Below are 22298 nucleotides of genomic sequence, written 5' to 3'. Positions count from 1 at the left end.
AGATGAGTACTCCCACGTTAATTACGTTTATCATTTATTTAATTGGAATGCTTTTCATAGGTTTTGCGGCCTATCGTTTAACAAGTAACTTGTCAGACTATGTATTAGGTGGTCGCCGCCTAGGGCCTGGAGTAGCGGCCTTGAGCGCGGGTGCATCTGATATGAGTGGATGGCTCTTACTCGGACTGCCGGGGGCTATTTATGCAAGCGGAATGTCTGAGGCTTGGATTGGTGTAGGTCTTGCTGTAGGTGCTTACTTAAACTGGCAATTTGTTGCACGTCGTCTTCGTACGTACACAGAGGTTGCCAATGACTCCATTACCGTTCCGGACTTCTTAGAGAATCGCTTCCGTGACACATCACGTATTCTACGTGTCATTTCCGCTTTCGTTATTCTCATTTTCTTCACCTTCTATACTTCCTCAGGTATGGTAGCCGGTGCGAAATTATTCCAATCATCCTTTGGTCTAGGGTATCAACAAGCCCTATGGATCGGCGCAGCCGTTATTATCTCTTATACATTCCTTGGAGGGTTCTTAGCGGTAAGCTGGACAGACTTCGTACAAGGAATCTTGATGTTTGCTGCCTTAATTATCGTACCAATTGTAGCGGTTAATCAAATCGGCGGTTGGAACGAGACGGTGAACATCGTTGGTGAAATTAATCCTTCTCACCTACAAATGGTTGAAGGTGTAACGATTATGGCTATTATTTCATCCCTTGCTTGGGGACTTGGCTACTTCGGTCAGCCACACATCATTACGCGTTTTATGGCACTACGTTCACCTAAGGACGTTCCGAAAGCGCGCTTTATCGGAATTACATGGATGGTTCTTGGTCTTTACGGGGCTATCTTCACAGGTTTTGTAGGACTAGCTTATGTAAGTGATGTAGGAAACTCAGCTGGGCTAACAGAATTCGGCGTACAATTGATCAATGAGGGCGGCGTTCAAATGCTAGCTGACTCTGAGAAGATCTTTATCGCCTTTTCACAAGTTCTGTTCCACCCAATTGTAGCGGGTATTCTACTAGCTGCAATCCTTTCTGCAATCATGAGTACGATTGACTCTCAACTTCTTGTATCCTCCTCCGCAGTAGCAGAGGACTTCTACAAAGCGATTCTTCGTAAGAACGCTTCTGAGAAAGAGCTTGTATGGGTTGGTCGTTTCGCTGTAGCTGCAATTGCACTTATTGCCATTGCACTCGCTTACAATCCAGAAAGCACGGTTCTTGAGCTAGTAAGTTATGCTTGGGCTGGATTCGGTTCTGCATTTGGTCCAATTATTATCTTGAGTCTATTCTGGAAGCGTCTGACACGTAACGGTGCGATTGCAGGTATTCTAACAGGTACAATTGTCGTAATCGTATGGGGCGGAATCTTAAAAGCAGATATGGCTTCCATCTTCGGACTTTATGAAATGATTCCTGGATTCCTTCTTTGTGCATTGGCTGCGATTGTCGTCAGCTTGTTCGATAAAGAACCATCTAAGGAAATCCAAGAAGAATTCACACGCGCAACAACAGAAAATCTATAAGAAAGTTACACACCCGCCTTGTGATTCCGCAAGGCGGGATTCTTTTTTTGTCGAATGTTGCGACGGGAACATTGATTGAAAGCGGTATTGTTTGGTATCATTCTATATTATGTGAGGTTCGATACGAATGGAGGTTATTCTATGTCACGTATTAGTGAAGAACAAGTAAAGCACGTTGCCCAATTAGCACGATTGCACGTTACAGAAGAAGAAGCACAGATGTTCACAAAGCAGCTAGATGACATTATCTCGTTTGCCGAGCAGCTAAACGAATTAGATACAGAAGGCGTTAAGCCAACTACACACGTTCTAGATTTGAAGAATGTGATGCGCAAAGACGAACCGAAGAAGTGGATCACACAAGAAGAAGCACTAAAGAACGCACCAGAACAAAAAGATGGTCAATTCAAAGTACCATCGATCTTAGAATAGGAGGGTCACCCCATGTCTTTGTTTGACCACAAGCTGAAAGATTTGCAAGAGATGCTACATAACAAAGAGATTAGCGTAAACGACTTGCTTAGCGAAGCTTACAACCGTATTGAAGAAATTGATGGAGAAGTGCAAGCCTTCCTTACGTTAAATGAAGAAGCAGCACGCAACAAAGCGAAGGAGCTTGACGAACTTCGTGGCACGAAAGAAGGCCGTGGTCTTCTATTTGGTATGCCAATTGGCGTGAAAGATAATATCGTGACGAAAGGCCTTCGTACTACAGCGGCGAGCCAAATTCTCGATAACTTGAATGACCCACTTTACGATGCAACCGTTGTCCAGAAGTTAGATAGCGCTGAATCCGTAACTGTCGGTAAATTAAACATGGACGAATTTGCAATGGGTTCTTCTAACGAGAACTCAAGCTACAAAGCAACTCGTAACCCATGGAATACAGATTATGTACCAGGTGGCTCTTCCGGTGGTTCTGCAGCAGCAGTAGCAGCTGGCGAAGTTCCATTCTCCCTAGGTTCCGATACAGGTGGTTCCATCCGTCAACCAGCAGCTTACTGTGGCGTTGTTGGGTTAAAACCAACCTACGGCCGCGTATCTCGTTTCGGTCTGATTGCCTTTGCGTCTTCTCTTGACCAAATTGGCCCAATCACACGTAACGTAGAAGACAATGCATACATCCTAGAAACGATTGCAGGTCAAGACCAAATGGACTCTACATCTGCGAACGTTGAGGTACCTAGCTACACAGCAGCACTAACAGGTGATGTGAAAGGCATGAAGATTGCCGTACCTAAAGAATACCTAGCTGAAGGTGTTGCACAAGAAGTTAAAGATGCGATCTATCAAGCGCTTAAAGTATATGAAGACTTAGGTGCAACTTGGGAAGAAGTTACGCTTCCACACTCTAAGTATGCGCTATCCACTTACTACCTATTGTCTTCTTCAGAAGCATCTGCGAACTTAGCACGCTTCGATGGCGTACGCTATGGACGTCGCTCTGAGAAGGCTGAAAACATGGCAGATATGTTCACGCTATCCCGTAGTGAAGGCTTTGGTGATGAAGTGAAACGCCGAATCATGCTTGGTACATTCGCACTTAGCTCTGGTTACTACGATGCGTACTACAAGAAAGCACAGCAAGCTCGTACGCTTATTAAAGAAGACTTCGACAAAGTATTGGCAGACTATGACGTCATCGTTGGACCAACAACACCAACGCCAGCGTTCAAAGTCGGCGAGAACACAGAAGACCCAATGACGATGTATGCGAACGATATCCTAACAATCCCTGTAAACTTAGCAGGCGTACCAGGAATCTCCTTACCTTGTGGTTTCTCTTCTGAAGGGTTACCAATCGGTCTTCAAATCATTGGTAAACACTTTGATGAAGCTACGGTTTATCGTGCTGCACATGCATTTGAACAAGCAACCGACCATCATACACATAAGCCATCCTTGGGAGGTGCGAAATAAATGAACTTCGAAACGATTATCGGACTAGAGGTCCACGTTGAGCTTAAGACAGACTCGAAAATCTTCAGTCCAAGTCCAAACGCGTTCGGTAGCGAGCCAAACTCGAACGTGAACCCAATCGACTTAGGTTACCCTGGAGTCTTGCCTGTCTTGAATGAAGAAGTCGTGAACTACGCAATGAAAGCCGCTATGGCACTGAACTGTGAAATTGCGTCAGAAACGAAATTTGATCGTAAGAACTACTTCTATCCAGACAACCCGAAGGCGTACCAAATTTCTCAATTTGACCAGCCAATTGGTGAGAACGGATATATTGATATTGAAGTAGACGGCTATACAAAACGCATCGGCATTACACGTCTTCACATCGAGGAAGATGCTGGTAAGCTTACGCACAGTGGCGACGGCTACTCCTTAGTCGACTACAACCGTCAAGGTACACCACTTGTTGAGATTGTATCTGAGCCAGATATTCGCACGCCGAAAGAAGCGTATGCGTATCTTGAGAAGCTGAAGAATATTATTCAATATACAGGCGTATCTGATGTGAAGATGGAGGAAGGTTCCCTTCGTGCCGATGCCAACATCTCAATTCGTCCATACGGCCAAGACGAGTTTGGTACAAAGACGGAGCTTAAGAACTTAAACTCCTTCTCCTACGTCCAAAAGGGTCTTGAATTTGAAGAGAAGCGTCAGCAAGAAGTGCTTCAAAAAGGTGGAGAAATTCTTCAGGAAACACGTCGTTACGACGAGCAGAAGAAAGAAACGGTTCTTATGCGTGTGAAGGAAGGTTCTGATGATTACCGTTACTTCCCAGAACCAGACCTTGTGCCACTCTTTGTCTCTGATGAGTGGAAAGAGCGCGTTCGCGCTGAAATTCCTGAGCTTCCAGATGCACGTAAAGCCCGTTACATTAACGAGCTGAACTTGCCTGAGTACGATGCAATGGTCTTAACGAACAACGTACACCTTTCCGACTTCTTTGAAGGAACGATTGCCAAAGGTGGCGACGTGAAACAAGCATCCAACTGGTTGATGGGTGAAATCTCTGCGTACATGAACAAAAACTACAAAGAGCTATCAGAGTTAGCCATTACTCCAGAAGGATTGGCGAAAATGATTAAGCTTATCGAAGACGGCACCATTTCATCTAAGATTGCGAAGAAAGTTGCAACAGAGATGATTGAAAACGGTGGCGACCCTCAACAAATCGTTAAAGACAAAGGCCTTGTTCAAATCTCTGACGAAGGACAACTTCGTGAGATTATCGGCGGCGTACTTGATGAGAACCAACAGTCCATTGAAGACTACAAAGCTGGTAAAGACCGTGCCTTTAAGTTCCTAGTTGGTCAGACAATGAAAGCGACGAAAGGGCAAGCAAACCCACAAGTTGTGAACAAGATTATCACAGAAGAACTAGAAAAACGTTAAGATAGGTTGGAAGCACGCTTTACGAGGCGTGCTTTTCTATCGCTTACCTTTAATTGTCTGCAACTGGTAGGCAAATGCTCTAAAACAAGCTATGATGAGGAAAGGTAAGTTCGTTTAATTGAGGTGGTAAACCATGAAATGCGCACGTATTATCTATAACCCGACCTCAGGCCGAGAAGCCTTTAAGAAGGAGCTCCCTGAAGTTCTGCGACGCTTTGAAGAAGCGGGCTTTGAGACGTCCACTCACGCAACAACGTGTGAAGGCGATGCAACGAAAGCTGCCCAATATGCTGTCGAACGTAACTTTGATGTTGTTGTCGCAGCGGGTGGGGATGGCACCATTAACGAGGTCATCAATGGTCTCGCGCCTGCCGAGAACCCACCGAGGCTCGGGATTATACCAGTAGGAACGACAAATGACTTTGCAAGAGCCATTAACGTTCCACGCCATATCCAGAAAGCGGTTAGCGTCATTTTAGAAGGCTATGTCATGCCTATTGATATCGGGAAAGTAAACGATCAATACTTCGTCAATATTGCCGGAGGCGGAAAGCTAACGGAACTGTCGTACGAAGTCCCGAGCAAAATGAAGACGATGCTCGGACAACTCGCTTATTACCTGAAAGGCATTGAGATGATCCCGTCCTTCCGCCCAACATCTGTACGCATTGAGTACGATGATAATGTGTACGAAGGGGAAATCATGCTCTTCCTCGTCTCCAACACAAATTCCGTTGGCGGCTTTGAGAAATTGGCCCCTGATGCAAAGATGGACGACGGCTACTTTGACCTCGTCATTATAAAGAAGGTCAACATCGCCGAACTGATTCGTCTTGCAACGCTTGCGATTAAAGGCAATCACTTACATGACCATTCTGTCCTGTACGCGAAAGCCCAGCGCATTAAAGTTGAAACAGCCGAGAAGATGCAGCTCAATGTAGACGGGGAATATGGCGGATTATTGCCCGGGGAATTTGTCAATTACTATCGCCACATTGAATTTTTTGTCCCTGAAGGTCGATGGGGAGAAGAACAAGACAGCCCATTGTAAAAGGCTGTCTTTCTTTTGTCTCCGCTTGTCGTAAGACAAACAACTTGTTGGAGGGATCCATAACTTCTAGCCTGTTGCTTGTCTTATGACTGCATGGTATTGGGGATAGAATGGTGGAGGCGTGTTCGCTTTCCTAGATAACGTTTAAACCATTTTCTCTGCCAGATACAATCCCATCCTTAGGTTACTAACACAATGAAGAGAATACAGCTATTTTGAAACGAGACGGAACAGGGAAAACTAGCTTTATGAAATTGAACGGAAAAGGAAGAGATATTATGCCTAAACCACAACCGCCAGTGCAGAAGAACGAAACGGTTGAAGTGACATTTGAAGATTTGACCCATGAAGGAAATGGTGTCGGCAAGATTGACGGCTATCCTTTATTCGTCCCATATGGACTCCCAGGGGAGAAGGCAGAAGTGAAAGTCGTGAAAGTGAAGAAGAACTTCGGCTTCGGTAAGCTTATTAAAGCGACAGAGCCAAGTGAACATCGCGTGGAACCACCTTGTCCGGTGTACTACCAGTGTGGCGGTTGTCAGCTACAGCATATGAGCTATCAAATGCAACTTGATATGAAGCAGAAGCAAGTTCAAGATGCCATGAAGAAGATTGGCCACCTTGAACACGTACCTGTACATCCTGTAATGGGAATGGAAGACCCTTGGCGCTACCGGAACAAAGTCCAAATTCCAGTGGGTCAAGATGGCGACGGGCTTAAAGCCGGCTTCTACCAGAAGCGCAGCCATAACATTATTGATATGGATCAGTGTATCATCCAAGATGAGCACAATGACCGCATGGTAGAAGCGGTGCGCCGCATTGCTGAGAAACATGGAATTAGCGCGTATGATGAAGAGTCCCACCGTGGTACAATACGTCACATCATGTCCCGAACTGGACAAGCCACTGGGGAGATCATGGTAGTTATCGTGACGAAGACGAAAAAGCTTCCTCACCAGGAAGAAATCATTAACGAAATCGTTGAAACGTTCCCGAACGTGAAATCCATTGTCCATAACGTGAACAACAAACGCACAAACGTGATCCTAGGTGAGCAAACGAACGTGATCTACGGTGACAAATACATTCACGATAAAATTGGGGATGTAGAGTTTAAGATTTCCCCTAAATCGTTCTATCAAGTGAACCCAGTTCAAACGAAGACGCTATACGACCAAGCTCTTAAGTATGCAGACCTTAAAGGTCATGAAACAGTTGTAGATGCGTACTGTGGAATTGGTACCATCAGCCTCTTCCTAGCTCAACAAGCGAAGCAAGTCTATGGCGTTGAAATCATTGCAGACGCTGTGAATGACGCAAAGAAAAACGCAAAGCACAACCACATTGAGAACGCTGAATTCGTCGTTGGCGAAGCAGAGAATGTCTTCCCATGGTGGAAAGACCAAGGCCTACGTCCTGACGTCGTTGTCGTAGACCCACCACGTAAAGGGTGCGACGAGAATCTGCTTAACGCTATGATTGAAGTGAAGCCGGAGAAGATTGTGTATGTATCTTGTAATCCATCAACGCTAGCGCGCGACCTTCGCATTCTTGAAGACGGTGGGTATGAGACGCAGGAAGTACAACCGGTGGATATGTTCCCGCAGACGAGTCATGTTGAGTGTGTGACATGGTTGAAAAGAAAATAGAAGTTTAGGCAGTAGTCCCGAGTGTCCATATGATTCTCGGGACTTTGTAAATGAGGAAAGGTGATTATACATGACAAATAACGACCGATTCATTAGGCTAAGATATGCTCTAGATTTAAAGGACGAAGAAATGATTCACATCTTTGGTTTGGGTGGGATGAATGTATCTAGAGAAGAGGTGCAAGGCATACTCACTAAACCAAAACCCGACAGCTTAGGTAATGTCGAGGAGACGGTGAAACATGAAACGGTAGAGAGGTTTTTAAACGGTCTTATTACTTATAAAAGAGGGGAATCGCAACCTAAACCTGGCCAACCTGAACGCCCAATGATTACTGGAGAGTGGATTAACAATGTACTATTGAAGAAGTTGAAAATTGCTCTTAAACTAACTGGTGAAGAGATGCTTGAAGTTTTTGATCAAGCTGGAGTGCATGTTACAAAAGGTGAATTAAGTGCCCTCTTAAGAAAGCAAGGCCACAAACATTATAAAGAGTGTGGCGATAAGTTTGCTCGGAGTTTCCTTAAAGGATTGACGATTAAGTATAGAAGTTAAATGTGAGTGGTGAAGTATGGTCCTCTGTGGATTGGATATTTAGGTTGTATTCGTAGGATCAACCGTTTTATTGAAAAGATTTCACATTGAGTTAAAATCCTGATTACTATTGAGTTGGTGAGCTTAATAGTAATCAGGATTTTTTAGAATAATACAGCGTAAAGTTAGCTTCATCTCGGTGAACTCTACTTAATCGTTTGTATTAGTCATGGTGGCAAATAAGCTGGACCTTCGCATCATTATTTCAATAGAGTAGTGCAAATATAATTCCAACTGTAAACAAGTATTTAGTATTACGAAGATATATTAAGCATCTAATTTAATAACAGTCTAGATTAACATATTTCTCTATAATCAGTTGATATCGAGAAAAATTTCTTCGTTTATCCACGGAACAGCATTATGTTATATAATTATCCGTTAATAGCGGGTAATTTGAAACCGTTGTTATTAGGGATTTTATCACCGTTGCTAACTAGTGCATCTATTTTTACTTACTTGAGTATGCCTTTCTCTTTATTTGCACTTTTAATTGCTAGCTTTGCGTTATTAAATGCAATAAGAAGGCCTAAGTTAGAGTCTGAATTATACACTTATGATTGTGACGAAGACAAGCCAGCTTTAGCCATTAAAAAAGAGAACCGCTTAGTTACTGATGCAAGACCTCTAAGTTAATGGAAGATGTAAATCAATAATGCAGGAGATTCAGCTGCTAGGAATACTATGATTCAAATAAATTTTAAAAGGAATGTACTTTAAAGAAGATTTTATCCTGCTTGGGTAGCAGTTCATCATGATCATGGGTTAGGATGGTATGGATTTCAATATTCAACTGAAATTATTCACCATCACTTTCCTATGAAGTTACCTGATATCTATTTTTCAAGTTCACAAGTGATTGATGAATATCCAGAACTTAATATAACTATGTAGCAGATGGTGTTAAACCGAAGACTGTTACTATGCCAATTATATTAGAGGAATTAAAAGAGGAGAAGAATAAGAAGTAAAACGAGGACTTACATTAAAACATATGTAGGGTAAAAAGGAGGAGTAACCGTTGAATACTATAGAAGCATGGAGAAATTTTAATATGGGTAAAGAACTGCATGTTTCAGGCAATTTTATTTATGATGGTCTAAGGAATTTTGATGAAATGCACTCGCTTGATGATACAACTGAAGTCTTTAATGTAATGTACTTACTTTCTGTAGGTATTGAAAGGTTGCAAAAGGTCTGTATTATCTTGTCGCTTCCAGAGGATGATGTGAAAGGGGAGTTATTTGTTAATAAAATTAAACACCACAACCATGTTTCTCTTATGGAATCAATTAATGATTTGCAAAATGTGAAGTTAAAGCCTAATGAACATGCATTTTTAAATCTTTTAAATAAATTTTATAATCAGCTTAGGTATGGTAGGTACTCAATGGAAGATTTTCATTTAGAAGATGAAAAAAAAGATTTCTTACAATTTTTAAATAGATTAGGAGTCGATGAAAATCCTTTTGGATTATTAAATAACGATAGAATTAAGAGGTTCTTGGGTAAAATAGTAGGGGGCATCTGTGAAAAGTTGTATAATCTTATCAAAGAAGAGTGTCGTATATTAAATTTATATACATATGAAACAAATTATAATTCCAAGGCCTTTAAAGTTTTTGAGGAAAAACGATACACTTTTTTTGCTGAAAGGCAAGCGCTAAAAGAATTAATAATATATTGCTTCAATGAAGAAAGTTTTGAGATGTTTAGAGAAGCCATCAAAAAAATAGATCATTTAGATTTAGATGTACAATCTTTAAAACCCTTAGAAACCTATTTTGAAAAAAAAGAACTTACTGAAACTGTACAGTATTTTTATTCAGAACTCACAAATCAAGAAAGAAAACATCGACAGGAGGTTTTAGATTTATTGTCAGATGAAAGTACAGATTGGGATCTTTTGTATCAATTCTTAAAAGCAACTTAAGCAACATTATCACTTTGTGAATTTTTTCTATTAATAAAAGGTGTTTTCTAAACTTAAATATTCCTTTGATAAAAAAACTGCTCCTTTAAATATTTGCTTAGTTAAGGGCAGTTTTCTCTAGACAGAGAGTTCTTCTGAAATATTTTCTTTATTAGACCAATATAAATCCTGGACTCCGTATTCCCTTAATGCTTTATATGAACAGGGTTTATAGTTTTATCTGAGTCGTTAATGATGGAGGACATAGATAAATTCTCACAATATTTATGCTTTCTTTGTTAGTAAGCGTCATCCCAACTAAAAAGTATGCTTTTTACGTTTTTAGAATCTAAACTGTTAACGAGTTTGACAACTTTGTTTGCTGATTTCTTAGTATGAAATAAATAATCAAACTTGTGGTTTATTTTTGACTTCCCTTGTAAGTCATTATCAGGGAAGTAATTAAAATGACCTCTGCGTTTTAAGACGGTTTATCACCTTGTAAAACTACTCTTAAACCAAAAACAGCCACTCCTAAATTGGAGTGGCTGTTTTTTATTCAACATTATTATAAAATAACCTAACAAAATTATTAATTACTTTTCCTCCGTACTAGAAAAAGTAAAAATATCATTCAAATAAATTAGTGTTTTACCAATAAATCTCATTTGTGTGGTAAAGTTATCATAAAACAAGTTATTTCGACAAAAGGGGTGATGGGATGTCGCAAACTGTACCCGAAACCATACGTACTTCTGCTACGGCGGGCGAGAGAATCCTATTTCATACATTGAAACACTATTTAGATGATGATTATATTGTTTACTATGAACCTGACATAAATGGTTACCGGCCTGATTTTGTTATTATCGGTCCTTACTTAGGGTTGCTTGTATTAGAGGTAAAGGATTATACCATTAATAGCTTACATCGGTTAACGAAGGATGAATGGATCATTAATTCGAGTAGCAGTGGACTACTTACAGAAAAGTCTCCATTAAAACAAGCTAGAGAGTATATGTTTAAGATTCAGAACACATTGAAGAAAGATGTGAGTCTTGTTCATCATGAGGGGAGATATCAGGCGAAGCTTAAATTTCCGTGTGGATATGGAGCAGTGTTCACTAGATTAACACAGGAGCAATGTATACGAACTGACTTATATGAAGTGATTGATCCTGTCTTTTTACTTACTAGAGACGAAATTGATCCTGATAAAGACCAGTTTTCTGAGGAGGTGTTAATTGAGAAATTGTTGAACATGTTTCAGATTCCCTTTCGGTTAAAGGAACCATTGACTCTAGAGGAAATCAATCGAATTCGTTATCATCTATTCCCTGAAGTACGCATAGGCAAAGGATTGGAACAGCCTACCCCTTATAGGGATCAGTTACTATTATCCTTACACGACCTAGGGACAATGGATATCCATCAAGAGAAGTTGGCGAAACAGATTGGTGATAAGAATCGTCTAATACGAGGTGTAGCGGGTAGTGGGAAAACGTTAATTCTTGCTTCAAGAGCAAGGATTATTAAGCAGAAGCATCCGGATTGGAACATTCTAATCTTGTGCTATAATATATCACTTTCTCGCACAATCGAGTCATTGGTTCGTCACAAGATGTCGGAACCTACAGACTTATTTGATGCAGCAAGAACAGACCGAAATGTCATGGAAGGGATATCGGTTCGTAACTTTCATGAATGGCTAAGAAATGATTTGAGAATCAAGGAAGAGAACTTGCCAACTATACTCGATAAATTAGAGAAAGGTGAAACCATTCTTCCAAAATACGACGCAGTCATGATTGATGAGGGGCAAGACTTTGAGCCTGAGTGGTTAAAGCTTATCGGGCTACTGTTAAATAAAGATACATACTCTATGTTGTTAGTCGAGGACCGAGCTCAGAATATCTATCGTAGAAAGCGAAGTTATCTTCAGGACACGGGTCTTGATTTCAGAGGTCGCTCAAAGATTCTTCAGATTAATTATCGGAATACGACTCAAATCGTTAATTTTGCTTGGGAGTTCTTCCAGACCTTCTCTGAAACTAGCAAGATTGTTGCAGGCAGTTTAGAAGGACAAGAAATCATCCCACCACAGAATACAAAGCGGAAGGGGCCGGAACCTTTAATCATTAAGGCTGAGAGTTGGTTGGCTGAAGTTAGAGAAGTCGCCTTAAAGATGAAGGAACTCCATGAACAAAAAAATGTCCCATATGAAGAGATGCTTGTTCTTTACCGTGTAAAGAGAACGCACAAAATAGGTGTCGTCGATACAATTCAGCAGACTTTCAAAGAAATGGATATTCCTTCTACGTGGATTACGGAGAGTTTCGCGAGTAAAAGAGCTTATAAAAAAGATGATGGTACCGCGAAGATTTCTACGATTGATAGTAGTAAAGGAATGGACTTTCAAGCAGTATTTATGCTAAATGTAGACAATATGCCATTTGCCCTCGAGAAGGATGAGAAAAGAGAGGTGGCATTAATGTATATTGGCATGACTAGAGCAATCGAGTATTTAACAATTTCTTACTCGGCTGAGTCGAAGTTTACGAGATATTTTGACGAAATAAGAAATAAAAACTCGCAATTGAAACAGTTACGTCATGTACATAAGTAATGGATAAATTGGGTAATCTAACGAGGAATTGCTATGAATAGGTAACCCTGCTTAGGTGTCAGGTGCTCACGTCAGACGTCTGGAATGAGTAGCAATATAAATAAGGAATAGGAGCAGGTGCCTTTGAAGGCACCTGCTTTTCTACTGGTACAATACCTATTATCAAAGATGTGTCCAAATCATCTATCACACATCCCCCCACCTCCACAAAGAACAAGTCACTCTCCCACTCCCATTTATCCCATGCTACAATAAAAGCAAATTCCGTGAGAGGGAGTCATCTATGCTAGAATTATTTCTTCCTATGCTTGAGCGGTTGGGGATTATTGTAACCGTTGCGTTCATCATTACAAGATTTCGTTTCTTTCGAGAGTTAATTGATCAGAAGGTTCTTAACCCGAAGCAGCATTACATGGCTATTTTGTTCTTTGGTCTGTTTGGGGTTATTGGTACATATACGGGCATTACCTATGATACGTCTTCCTCCTTGTTTGGAAATGTGAGCTATACGATTGGAGATTCTGAGGGAATAGCCAATTCACGCGTCATCGGGATTGTGGCAGCGGGTTTGTTTGGTGGGTATCGGATTGGGATTGGGAGTGGTCTGATTGCAGGACTACACCGTTTCTCATTAGGTGGATTTACTGGGGTAGCTTGCGGGATATCTGCTATCGTTGCTGGGATTGTTGCTGGATTCTTTCATAAGAAGAAACAGAAGCTTAAATTAACCACAGCGCTATTTGTAGGAGCTTTAGCAGAAGCAATACAAATGTTAATTATTTTAGGAGTATCGAAACCATTTACAATGGCATGGGACCTTGTCAAAGAGATTGGTCTACCAATGATTGTGGCAAATGGGGTAGGGTCTGCGTTATTCTTACTCATTATCTTGAGCGTCTTAGCAGAGGAAGAGAAGGCAGGTGCCACACAGGCACAGAAGGCGTTGAAATTGGCAGAATCCACTATTGCTCACTTGCGGAAAGGATTAAATACGACGTCTGCCTACAACGTGTGCATGATGATTTATGAAGAAGTAAATGTAAGCGCTATAGCAATGACGGACCGGAATGTGATACTGGCACACGTTGGGAAAGCGGATGATCATCACCAATCTCTTGAACCGATTCAAACGGATGCGACGAAAGAGGTATTGCAGTCAGGAAGGATGCTGATTGCGAACCATCCAGACATTCAATGTAAAGTACCAGATTGTCCATTAGGTGCGGCTGTCATTGCACCACTTAAGCGAAGGAATGAAGTGGTAGGCACTCTGAAATTCTACGTGCGGTCAGAGAAAGAAATCTCTAATGTCCTGTTAGAGCTCATACAAGGTCTGACTTCATTGTTAGGACAACAACTTGAAATTGCGGAAGCTGAAAAGTCGAAATAGCTAGCACGTGAAGCAGAAGTTCGGGCATTGCAAGCTCAGATTAACCCGCATTTCCTGTTCAATTCTCTTAACGTTATTGTGTCCCTAACACGTACAAAGCCGGACCGAGCTCGTTCTTTGCTCATTGCATTATCAAAGTTTTTCCGGCAGAACCTTAGTGCTACAACCAAGACAGTTATTCCATTAAGGGAGGAGCTCAAACACGTTAAATCCTATTTACTCATAGAACAGACACGCTTTGAAGACAAATTACAGGTTGACTATGAGGTTGATGAACATGCATTGAATGCAAGGATTGCTCCGTTAACCCTCCAGCCTCTTGTTGAGAATTGTATCAAGCATGGGCTCAGAAACAAAGACGGCGTGGGGAAAGTCTTAGTTCGAATCCTGGAACAAGAGGATGGAGTTCAGGTCTTGGTAGAAGATAACGGAGTTGGAATTCATCGTGATGATCTAGTTAACCTAGGAGTTGAAACGGTTCATTCTACGGAAGGTACTGGCCTCGGAATTTATAATGTGAACAAACGATTAGAATTAATGTATGGCCTTCGTTCTACGCTTCATATACAAAGTAAGCCAGGGGAAGGCACTGCGATTTCCTTTGTAATTCCTAAGCACCCTGAGGAGGAGCACTATGAATAAACCAATTACAGTCATCGTTGTAGATGATGAGCGCTTGAGTAGAGAAGAGCTCATCTATTTATTAAATCAGCACGAATCAATTGAAGTAGTGGGGGAAGCAGAATCAGGGGATGTCGCAATTATGAAGTCGATTCAACTCCAACCTGATGTTCTCTTCTTGGATATCGACATGCCTAAGATGGATGGGATGGAAGTGGCCAAATCCGTACAGGAGCTTAAACATTCGCCTCATATCGTATTTGCTACGGCCTATCCTGACTACGCAGTTGAGGCGTTTCGTCATGAAGCTCTCGACTACTTATTGAAACCATTTGATGAAGAGCAGTTAGGTGAAACCATTGAACGGATCCAATCGAGATTCGAGCAAACTCGTGCGGAGGCGGTGAAAACTTCAAGTCCATCAAAGCTACCAATCGAAGGTGAAGATGGGATTGCTTATTTATCACCGGATGAAATTCTATATGTGGGACGAGAGGAAAGGGAGACGAAAGTGGTTACAAGGCATCGGGTTTATGAGACGAAGTTGCCTTTAAAGGATGTGGAACTTCGACTTCATGCTTATCCCTTCTTCCGTATTCATAAGAGCTATTTAGTCAACTTGAATCATATTAAGCGTCTGACTCCGTGGTTTAATGGGGCTTATCAGTTGGAACTCCAAGGGACGGATGAGAAGTTATCCGTTAGTCGTAATTATATTAAAGACCTTAGGAAAGAACTTGAATTGTAAGGAAAAGCATACGTATGGAGAGGGCTTGAAGAACAGTGTCGACAGACGTGTTCTTCAAGCCCTTTTTTGTTAACTGGAGAACATGCATCTCGGATACTCCTTAATGCATGTTACCTTCTCATTCTAACATCTTAGACAGAATCCGCTCTTTTGTAAGCGCAATCATGATACCTTTTATGAAAGCGATTACAATGAAGGGGAGAGACGACATGGTTACTTTTCTTATAAGTATTGTCCTTTTAATTATCGGTTATTTCACGTACGGAAAGTATGTAGAGAAGACATTTGGAGTAAACACAGACAGACCGACTCCTGCATTCTCAAATAACGATGGTGTCGATTATCTACCTATGGGTGAGAAGAAAAATGCGCTTATTCAACTCTTAAATATCGCCGGGGTAGGGCCTATATTTGGTCCAATCTTAGGAGCTTTGTATGGACCGGTTGCCTTTCTATGGATTGTATTTGGTGCAATCTTTGCAGGGGCTGTCCATGATTATTTAACAGGTATGATCTCCATTCGTAATAAAGGAGCCCATTTGCCAGAGCTTGCAGGAAAGTTCTTAGGCAAGGTTATGAAGCACGTTGTAAATGCCTTTTCTATTCTACTTCTACTATTAGTTGGTACTGTATTTGTAACTGCACCAGCCGACCTGCTGCATAGCATGACGAGTAGTTGGTTAACGCTACCGATTATTTTAACTGCCATTTTTGTCTATTATTTAATTGCTACCTTACTACCAATTGATAAGATTATTGGACGGTTCTACCCATTCCTTGGAGGGTTACTCGTAGTCAGTGCTTTAGGTGTAGGGGTTGGACTTGTCACGACTGGAGCTCCTATTCCAGAGTTGTCTCTTACCAACATGCACCCAGATAACGCACCGATATTCCCATTGCTATTCCTAACCATTTCTTGTGGGGCATTGTCCGGTTTCCACGCAACACAGACGCCTATTATTTCACGTACAACGCAACAAGAGAAACAAGGACGTCGTATCTTCTATGGAATGATGATTGCAGAAGGAATTATTGCAATGATTTGGGCGGCAGCGGCTATGAGTCTATTTAATGGTTCAGAGGGGCTTAATGAAGTGTTAGCTACTGGTGGACCTGCTGCAGTTGTAAGTGAAGTGTCGACATCAATGCTTGGCGCAGTAGGTGGAACGTTAGCAATCCTTGGGGTTATTGTACTTCCAATCACTTCTGGTGATACCGCATTCCGAAGTGCGCGTATGATTATTGCAGACTATATTCACGTAACACAGAGTAAAATTAAGAATCGTCTATGGATTGCTGTCCCATTGTTCGTCATTTCATTCATCCTAACGCGTATTGACTTTACTCTATTATGGCGTTACTTCTCATGGGCGAACCAATCAACTGCAGTTATTGCATTATGGGTGGGAGCCACTTATCTGTACTTATCACGGAAGAATTACTGGATCGCTACAATACCAGCAGCCTTTATGACCATGGCGACTTTCTCCTATATCTTGAATGCAGATATTGGATTTAGACTCCCAATCAATATTTCTTATATCATTGCTGCTTTCATTACAGTAGTCGTGATTGGAGCTTTCTTTGTTCATGCTCGTCGCTCACTTGAGAAGGAGATTCCTCTTGAGGAGGAGTGGAGAAAGATTGTGTAAAGTAGTTGTTAAATTATGGGGTAGAAAGCAGGAACCGAATTGGAGGTTCCTGCTTTTTTTGCTTGATTGGAGCAACTTAGTGGGAGAGCAGTCAATAGACAACATCTCTTCAGATTGGTGTTTCATGTAGTTACCTATTCTCACTCCCACCACCCCACATCACGCGACCACCTGTATGTCCCGTATTCTCATGAACGTCCTCGTCCACTAGCTGCATCACTCCAGGTGTCTCGTTGTGGTGCCACGTGTATCCTTCTGGGGTGTCACCAACGGCAAGCCTATTGACGTCCTCAACATTCATTCCCATTTGAGAAGCGAGATTTGGATTTTGTTGAATGGCCTCATATAGGGAGTCGTTGGCCATTCTGAAATGGATATCGTCGCTCTCAAGATAGACTTCTTGTGGGAGGATCGCACTGTAATTGGACTCGAATACAGGATAGGTTCCAACGACTTCATCTCCATTAGGAAGGGTGATTGTTTTCTCTTGGAATGGCACACCAGTTTCAGGGTGTTCACCATCAACTAGATGGTCGTTGATGGTTTCAGCTTCGACCGTGCTTCCATCCATCAAGTCGATGACCCCAATCGCCATGGTAGAGACTGCAGCCACTTTGCCTAGGTTCTTCACGCCATCGATGATCATGTCATTATCTTTATTGATGATTCCGTTATACGTTGTACCGGCACTATTCCACGTATACTTTGCGGTTGCCCCGACTCCTTTTAATGTTCTAGTAGAGGAGTCTTTCACATCGGACCAACCTGCTTGTCTATGCTTTTCTTCTCTCGTAATGACTCCATATGTACCTTGCACGGCCCCATCCAGAAATTGGCCCGCGTTATCTAGTGCGGTCTCAGACGCCGTCTTTATAGTAGACCCGGTATCTTCCATCCACTGCCCAATATTTTCGTTTTTCGTGCCTACGGCTTTGCCAGCTAGTTTTACAGCTCCTCCAACAAGCCCGCCCCCCACGGTGCCAATCCCTTTACCTATGTGTCTAATAAATGCCATGTGTTCACTCCTAGTAACTCATTCTAATTTACTAGTAAAATTTTATCATAATAGTTTTATTGTGGTAGAAAAATTTCCAATCTATTTCTTTGGTGTGAACTGGTCTTTGAAACTCGAAGTCTAGTAGATAAGAGTTCATACTCCTCTAGATGCCGTTTCCAAGCGAGACTTTAGACTTTTTCCTATCCTACCGTTTAAATGTGGAATAATTTTCTAATCAGCATTATTGAGCACAGATGCTTAGATTCATAGTTTAGCTAATGGAGAGGTTGGGGTGGTAGGCATTGAAGGTACAAGTCGGGCATTGAGGATATTTATCTTTTGCAACGGAATGTGGTAGAACAGTAGAGCGGTTAATTAAAGACATGATTAGAGAAAGATTGAGATGATAGTCTATTGTTATAATTAACCAATTATGAGAATGGAAACGGAATTGAAAGCTTGGGTAAGACACCTAACAGTAGGTAGCATATTGAGACATTGATGGGTATCTGTATATCGATAACTAACGACCTTATATGACTGAATCCTCTTGAACGATTATACAAATATAAAAAAGCACAGAGAATTTTAACTTATGTTTCTCCATGCTTCTGAATGGATATTTATCTCAACCGTATTCAATAGTTATACTTGCTTTAGGATTTTCTGAAATTTTTCTTCTTCAGCTATATGTAGTTGTTTTCTACCATAAATTATCATCTTCTTTTCACCGCCATGCAAAAGAACGATTGAACCATTTGGAAGTAGGATGTCATTCATTTAATTTCAAACCCCTTTTTATTCATATATTTTTTCTTTTCTTTACCTATCGGTCTATGATAGCGGAGGAGGTGGGGATTCTTCTTCATAAACATGTATTTGTGTAGAAACCTAGAAGCGAAATAAATCATCACTAAGATTCCACTTAGTGAGAGTAATATTGGTATGAACATCACATGTTGCTGAGCATTATTGTTCGTCTGTACAATTAGATATCCTAATACTGGCGACCCATACAGAAAGGGATAAAAAATTTTTTTATTGTACCATTGTTTATCTTCATCCCGTTCATAATCTAATTTCCTGTACTTCTTTATTTGATGTGACGACATTACGTATAGAGACCCCGCTGTAATAAATGTAGCGGTTGCTAAAAGCGTTAATGTACTTTCGTTAGACAGAGAATAAATGATCTTCAGCAAAGCGATATAATGGCTAATCGTTCCTACAGCGCCTAGTACACCTAAATATAGCATGGTTTCAAGCTGTAACTTGAAGGGCTCCACAATAATCATTCGTAAGAACCATAAGTGCGTAAGAATTAGTAAAGGAACAGTGATAAGTGAATCAATGGGTCTGTAAGATAGAATTAAAACAGGTAATAAGGTTATATCTAACATCACTATCATAAAAACAGCTATTTCCTTTACTTTATCTGCACCGAAAAATCTTAGATGTTCTTTCATGTAATCTGGGAGTTTTTCGTATTTAATGTCTTTAGGTATGATCATTGCTACTCCTCCTATGGAATTTAGTTAAATAACCTTCAGCTGTACTCTCCAACCAGCGCTTTCTACTCTTTTTTATTTGACCGCTTATACTTAACTAACTCTCTATAAACGTTCCTCCTCGTTCAACACCTTCATTCAAGAAGCATAACTCCTGCTACTCCTACTTTACTCTTTAATCACTTTTTTCATCAACGAACTTATGTGCCAGATCTCTATCTATATCTCCTTCATATGTAAATATCCCTTGTGTCTGGTGTTACTTACAATAATTTTACAAAGTCTATGAAGTTTTAACCGATTACTTCCTGATGCAGCCATAAATAGGAGCCTATAAGACTAGATTTGTCCGTATAAAAGTTTGACTCACTGCCCTTTTTCCTATTTGTGTTAAGTGTTTATAAATATGGAAATTTATTGTGAGGTTTGTGTTACATTGGTGCCTGTGAGTGAAAATATGATTCTATACATAGGGAGTGTCAGACGGATGAGACATAAGAAGGCGTTGGCATTAGCGGTCGTCGTTACATTAATCGCAACAATGGTGCCGATGCGCGACCATGCAACAAGCGCGTCAACGGTTCAAGATGTTGTGGTGAATGAGATTGCGTGGATGGGGACATCGACCAGTTACAATGACGAGTGGATTGAGTTATACAACAGTACGGGAGGGAGTCTTTCTCTTGAGGGGTGGACGTTGAATGCTACGGATGGTTCTCCTTCCATTGATTTAACAGGCTCCATTCCAAGCGGAGGATATTATTTACTAGAAAGAACGGATGACAGTACTGTATCAGATGCTACATCCGACCAGATTTACACGGGTTCGTTGAGTAACTCTGGCGAGGTGCTTGAGCTTCGAGATGAGAGTGGTGCGGTTATTGATACAGTGGACGCATGGCATGCGGGGGATAATGACTCTAATGCAACGATGGCGCGTCAAGATGCATCAATCAATGGGACGGATGCTTCCAATTGGCAAGATGGGACGACTACATATAATGGAGGTTTAGGGACACCGAAAGCTCAGAATAGTAGCTCGACAGGATCAGGTGACCCAGGGAGCAACGGACCTACTTGTGATTCACAGGAACATTTGAACAACGTATCGAACGCAGCTGGTGCGATTAACGTTTACTTTAATAAATGTGCGTACACAGATTATGCAACGAGTGGAAATGAAGCGAACTATAATGTAAACCTTGAAGATCGCTTGATTAACCGCATTAATGAGGCGACGACCTCAATTGATTTCGCAACGTATGAAATCAATTTGCCGAACGTAGTCGATGCATTGATTGCTAAAGCTTCTGATGGTGTGGATGTGCGGGTCATTGCTGATGCGAAAGACGGTAGCGACCCTCACTACACGGAACGTTACCAGACTATGCGCCTCTATGTAGAAGAGATGGTGCGTGGGAACGATGGCAAGATTGGCACGGCTGACGACATTGACGTGTTCTCTGATTCAATCATGTTTGCAGTTGAGGATCAAGCGTTACGTCAGCAGCACGGATTGCCTTCCACTGTGACAGGTATGGATTATGTCACGGTTGGCGTTGGTTCTGGAACGGAGTCAGGCTATGAATTGGCTAAAGGGGAAGAGAAAAGCGCAGGAAATTATTACTCCCCTGGCGACCAGATGCACAATAAGTTCGCAGTTGTGGATGGGAAATGGGTGTTCACAGGCAGCTGGAACTTCACCGTGACTGGCTTATATGGTTCTGAGTCCAACATGCAAGATGGTATTCTAGGCGGGAACACGCAGCACGTTGTAGAGCTTCACTCTTCTAATCTAGCAGATGTATTCAAGACGGAATTTGATGAAATGTGGGGAGCGTCTGGATTAACCCCAGACGCAAGTTCAGCCAACTTTGGTAGCCGTAAAATAGACAACACGTTGCATACGGTATCTGTTGGTGGGAAGACGGTCGACGTTTACTTCTCAGCTGGCGACGATGCCATCGGCCATATGGCGGACTACGTGAAAACGAGCGCAGATTATAGCTCTTACTTTATGATATTCGCTTGGTCAGATCAGCAGCTTGTAAATGAGTTGAAATACAAATGGGAAGGTTCCTATAACGATTTGGAAGGAACTCGAACTGGTTTCGACGTGAAAGGGGTCTTTGATGAAGGCTTCTGGAATCAGTGGTGGTCTGCGTCAATCGAGATGACAGGACGCACTGCATCACAGACATCAACAAACAATCCGAACGTGCGCTGGAATAACCCAGCACCTGTGTACGAGGACAATGAAGACCGCAAAATGCACGCGAAAACGATGCTCATTGACGCGACTCATCCAGGAAGTGACCCAACAGCCATTGTTGGATCAACAAACTGGAGCACGAACGGAAACGAAGTCAACGATGAAAACATGCTATTCATCCACGACGCGAGCATCACCAACCAATTCCTCCAAGAATTCTACCCCCGCTACGAAGCAGCCGGCGGAGACATCCCTGCACGGTAGTTGCGGGACGGAGGGACAGGTTCCATAGCCGTCAAGCTAAGCAAAACTTGAAATGACTACTAAGCTATCGTTATCCTTCTTAAGTGAATTTTTCCAGTGGAGGGTTGTCATTTATGCATCTAGAAAGTCATTTTCAGTCTTTTGCTAAATCTGTTAATTCGACGCTTTCAGCGTCTTCCCTACG

The 22298-nt window shown here is 41.7% G+C and carries 17 protein-coding genes and 2 pseudogenes; 15 read left to right on the top strand and 4 right to left on the bottom strand.

The features are described 5' to 3' along the window. Positions 1–2: 2 nt before the first annotated feature. The 8 genes from putP (at position 3) to H513_RS0115575 (ending at position 10117) form a co-directional block, all read left to right on the top strand. On the top strand, positions 3–1535 hold the full coding sequence (gene putP / locus H513_RS0115610) for a sodium/proline symporter PutP (RefSeq protein WP_026801566.1): 1533 nt from the start codon (positions 3–5) through the stop codon (positions 1533–1535). Positions 1536–1676: 141 nt separating this feature from the next. Next, positions 1677–1967 (top strand): Asp-tRNA(Asn)/Glu-tRNA(Gln) amidotransferase subunit GatC, encoded by a 291-nt coding sequence (gene gatC / locus H513_RS0115605; RefSeq protein WP_026801565.1) that lies wholly within the window; start codon positions 1677–1679, stop codon positions 1965–1967. Between the two features lie 12 nt (positions 1968–1979). Beyond that, positions 1980–3455: an Asp-tRNA(Asn)/Glu-tRNA(Gln) amidotransferase subunit GatA gene (gatA, locus tag H513_RS0115600; RefSeq protein ID WP_026801564.1), complete on the top strand. Its 1476-nt coding sequence runs from the start codon at positions 1980–1982 to the stop codon at positions 3453–3455. Beyond that, a complete protein-coding gene (gatB, locus tag H513_RS0115595; protein ID WP_026801563.1) occupies positions 3456–4886 on the top strand; it encodes an Asp-tRNA(Asn)/Glu-tRNA(Gln) amidotransferase subunit GatB in 1431 nt (476 codons plus the stop codon). Between the two features lie 133 nt (positions 4887–5019). Next, complete coding sequence (locus H513_RS0115590; RefSeq protein WP_026801562.1) at positions 5020–5937, top strand: diacylglycerol kinase; 918 nt, start codon at positions 5020–5022, stop codon at positions 5935–5937. A 278-nt stretch (positions 5938–6215) separates the two neighbouring features. After that, positions 6216–7589 (top strand): 23S rRNA (uracil(1939)-C(5))-methyltransferase RlmD, encoded by a 1374-nt coding sequence (gene rlmD, locus H513_RS0115585; RefSeq protein ID WP_026801561.1) that lies wholly within the window; start codon positions 6216–6218, stop codon positions 7587–7589. Between the two features lie 70 nt (positions 7590–7659). Beyond that, on the top strand, positions 7660–8145 hold the full coding sequence (locus H513_RS0115580) for a YehS family protein (RefSeq protein WP_026801560.1): 486 nt from the start codon (positions 7660–7662) through the stop codon (positions 8143–8145). Between the two features lie 1060 nt (positions 8146–9205). Then, complete coding sequence (locus H513_RS0115575; protein WP_026801559.1) at positions 9206–10117, top strand: hypothetical protein; 912 nt, start codon at positions 9206–9208, stop codon at positions 10115–10117. 278 nt (positions 10118–10395) lie between these two features. Here H513_RS0115575 and H513_RS22285 read toward each other — a convergent pair whose 3' ends face one another. After that, positions 10396–10521: a DUF1829 domain-containing protein gene (locus H513_RS22285; RefSeq protein WP_081658311.1), complete on the bottom strand. Its 126-nt coding sequence runs from the start codon at positions 10519–10521 to the stop codon at positions 10396–10398. A gap of 296 nt (positions 10522–10817) precedes the next feature. Between H513_RS22285 and H513_RS0115570 the strand changes: the two genes are divergently transcribed. From H513_RS0115570 to H513_RS0115550, 6 genes and pseudogenes are all read left to right on the top strand, one after another. After that, complete coding sequence (locus H513_RS0115570) at positions 10818–12722, top strand: 3'-5' exonuclease (protein WP_026801558.1); 1905 nt, start codon at positions 10818–10820, stop codon at positions 12720–12722. Between the two features lie 283 nt (positions 12723–13005). Then, entirely contained in the window at positions 13006–14112 is a 1107-nt protein-coding gene (locus H513_RS22245; RefSeq protein ID WP_330981693.1) for a LytS/YhcK type 5TM receptor domain-containing protein, read from the top strand. A 24-nt stretch (positions 14113–14136) separates the two neighbouring features. Next, a pseudogene (locus tag H513_RS22240) lies at positions 14137–14352 on the top strand (histidine kinase); the annotation flags it as partial. 42 nt (positions 14353–14394) lie between these two features. Next, positions 14395–14754: a sensor histidine kinase gene (locus H513_RS22235; RefSeq protein ID WP_330981695.1), complete on the top strand. Its 360-nt coding sequence runs from the start codon at positions 14395–14397 to the stop codon at positions 14752–14754. Beyond that, on the top strand, positions 14747–15481 hold the full coding sequence (locus tag H513_RS0115560) for a LytR/AlgR family response regulator transcription factor (protein WP_026801557.1): 735 nt from the start codon (positions 14747–14749) through the stop codon (positions 15479–15481). The genes H513_RS22235 and H513_RS0115560 overlap by 8 nt, the downstream gene beginning before the upstream one ends. A gap of 209 nt (positions 15482–15690) precedes the next feature. Next, the gene (locus H513_RS0115550) at positions 15691–17133 is read left to right on the top strand and encodes a carbon starvation CstA family protein (protein ID WP_026801556.1); all 1443 of its coding nucleotides are present in this window, start codon (positions 15691–15693) and stop codon (positions 17131–17133) included. Between the two features lie 130 nt (positions 17134–17263). On the opposite strand, the gene H513_RS21000 is transcribed toward H513_RS0115550, so the two are convergent. The 3 genes and pseudogenes from H513_RS21000 to H513_RS0115530 form a co-directional block, all read right to left on the bottom strand. Next, entirely contained in the window at positions 17264–18148 is an 885-nt protein-coding gene (locus H513_RS21000) for an HNH endonuclease (protein WP_051240070.1), read from the bottom strand. 660 nt (positions 18149–18808) lie between these two features. Further along, positions 18809–18910: pseudogene (locus H513_RS21310) on the bottom strand (DUF4176 domain-containing protein); the annotation flags it as partial. Beyond that, positions 18907–19641, bottom strand: coding sequence for a hypothetical protein (locus H513_RS0115530; RefSeq protein ID WP_026801555.1), 735 nt, complete (start codon positions 19639–19641; stop codon positions 18907–18909). The gene H513_RS0115530 and the pseudogene H513_RS21310, both read right to left, overlap by 4 nt. A 484-nt stretch (positions 19642–20125) precedes the next feature. Between H513_RS0115530 and H513_RS20435 the strand changes: the two genes are divergently transcribed. Then, positions 20126–22114, top strand: a complete 1989-nt coding sequence (locus H513_RS20435; protein WP_051240068.1) for a phospholipase D-like domain-containing protein — start codon at positions 20126–20128, stop codon at positions 22112–22114. The last annotated feature ends 184 nt before the right edge of the window (positions 22115–22298 follow it).

The organism is Pontibacillus halophilus JSM 076056 = DSM 19796 (assembly GCF_000425205.1).
GTDB lineage: Bacteria > Bacillota > Bacilli > Bacillales > BH030062 > Pontibacillus_A > Pontibacillus_A halophilus.
This window is presented reverse-complemented; position numbering and strand designations above follow the sequence as displayed.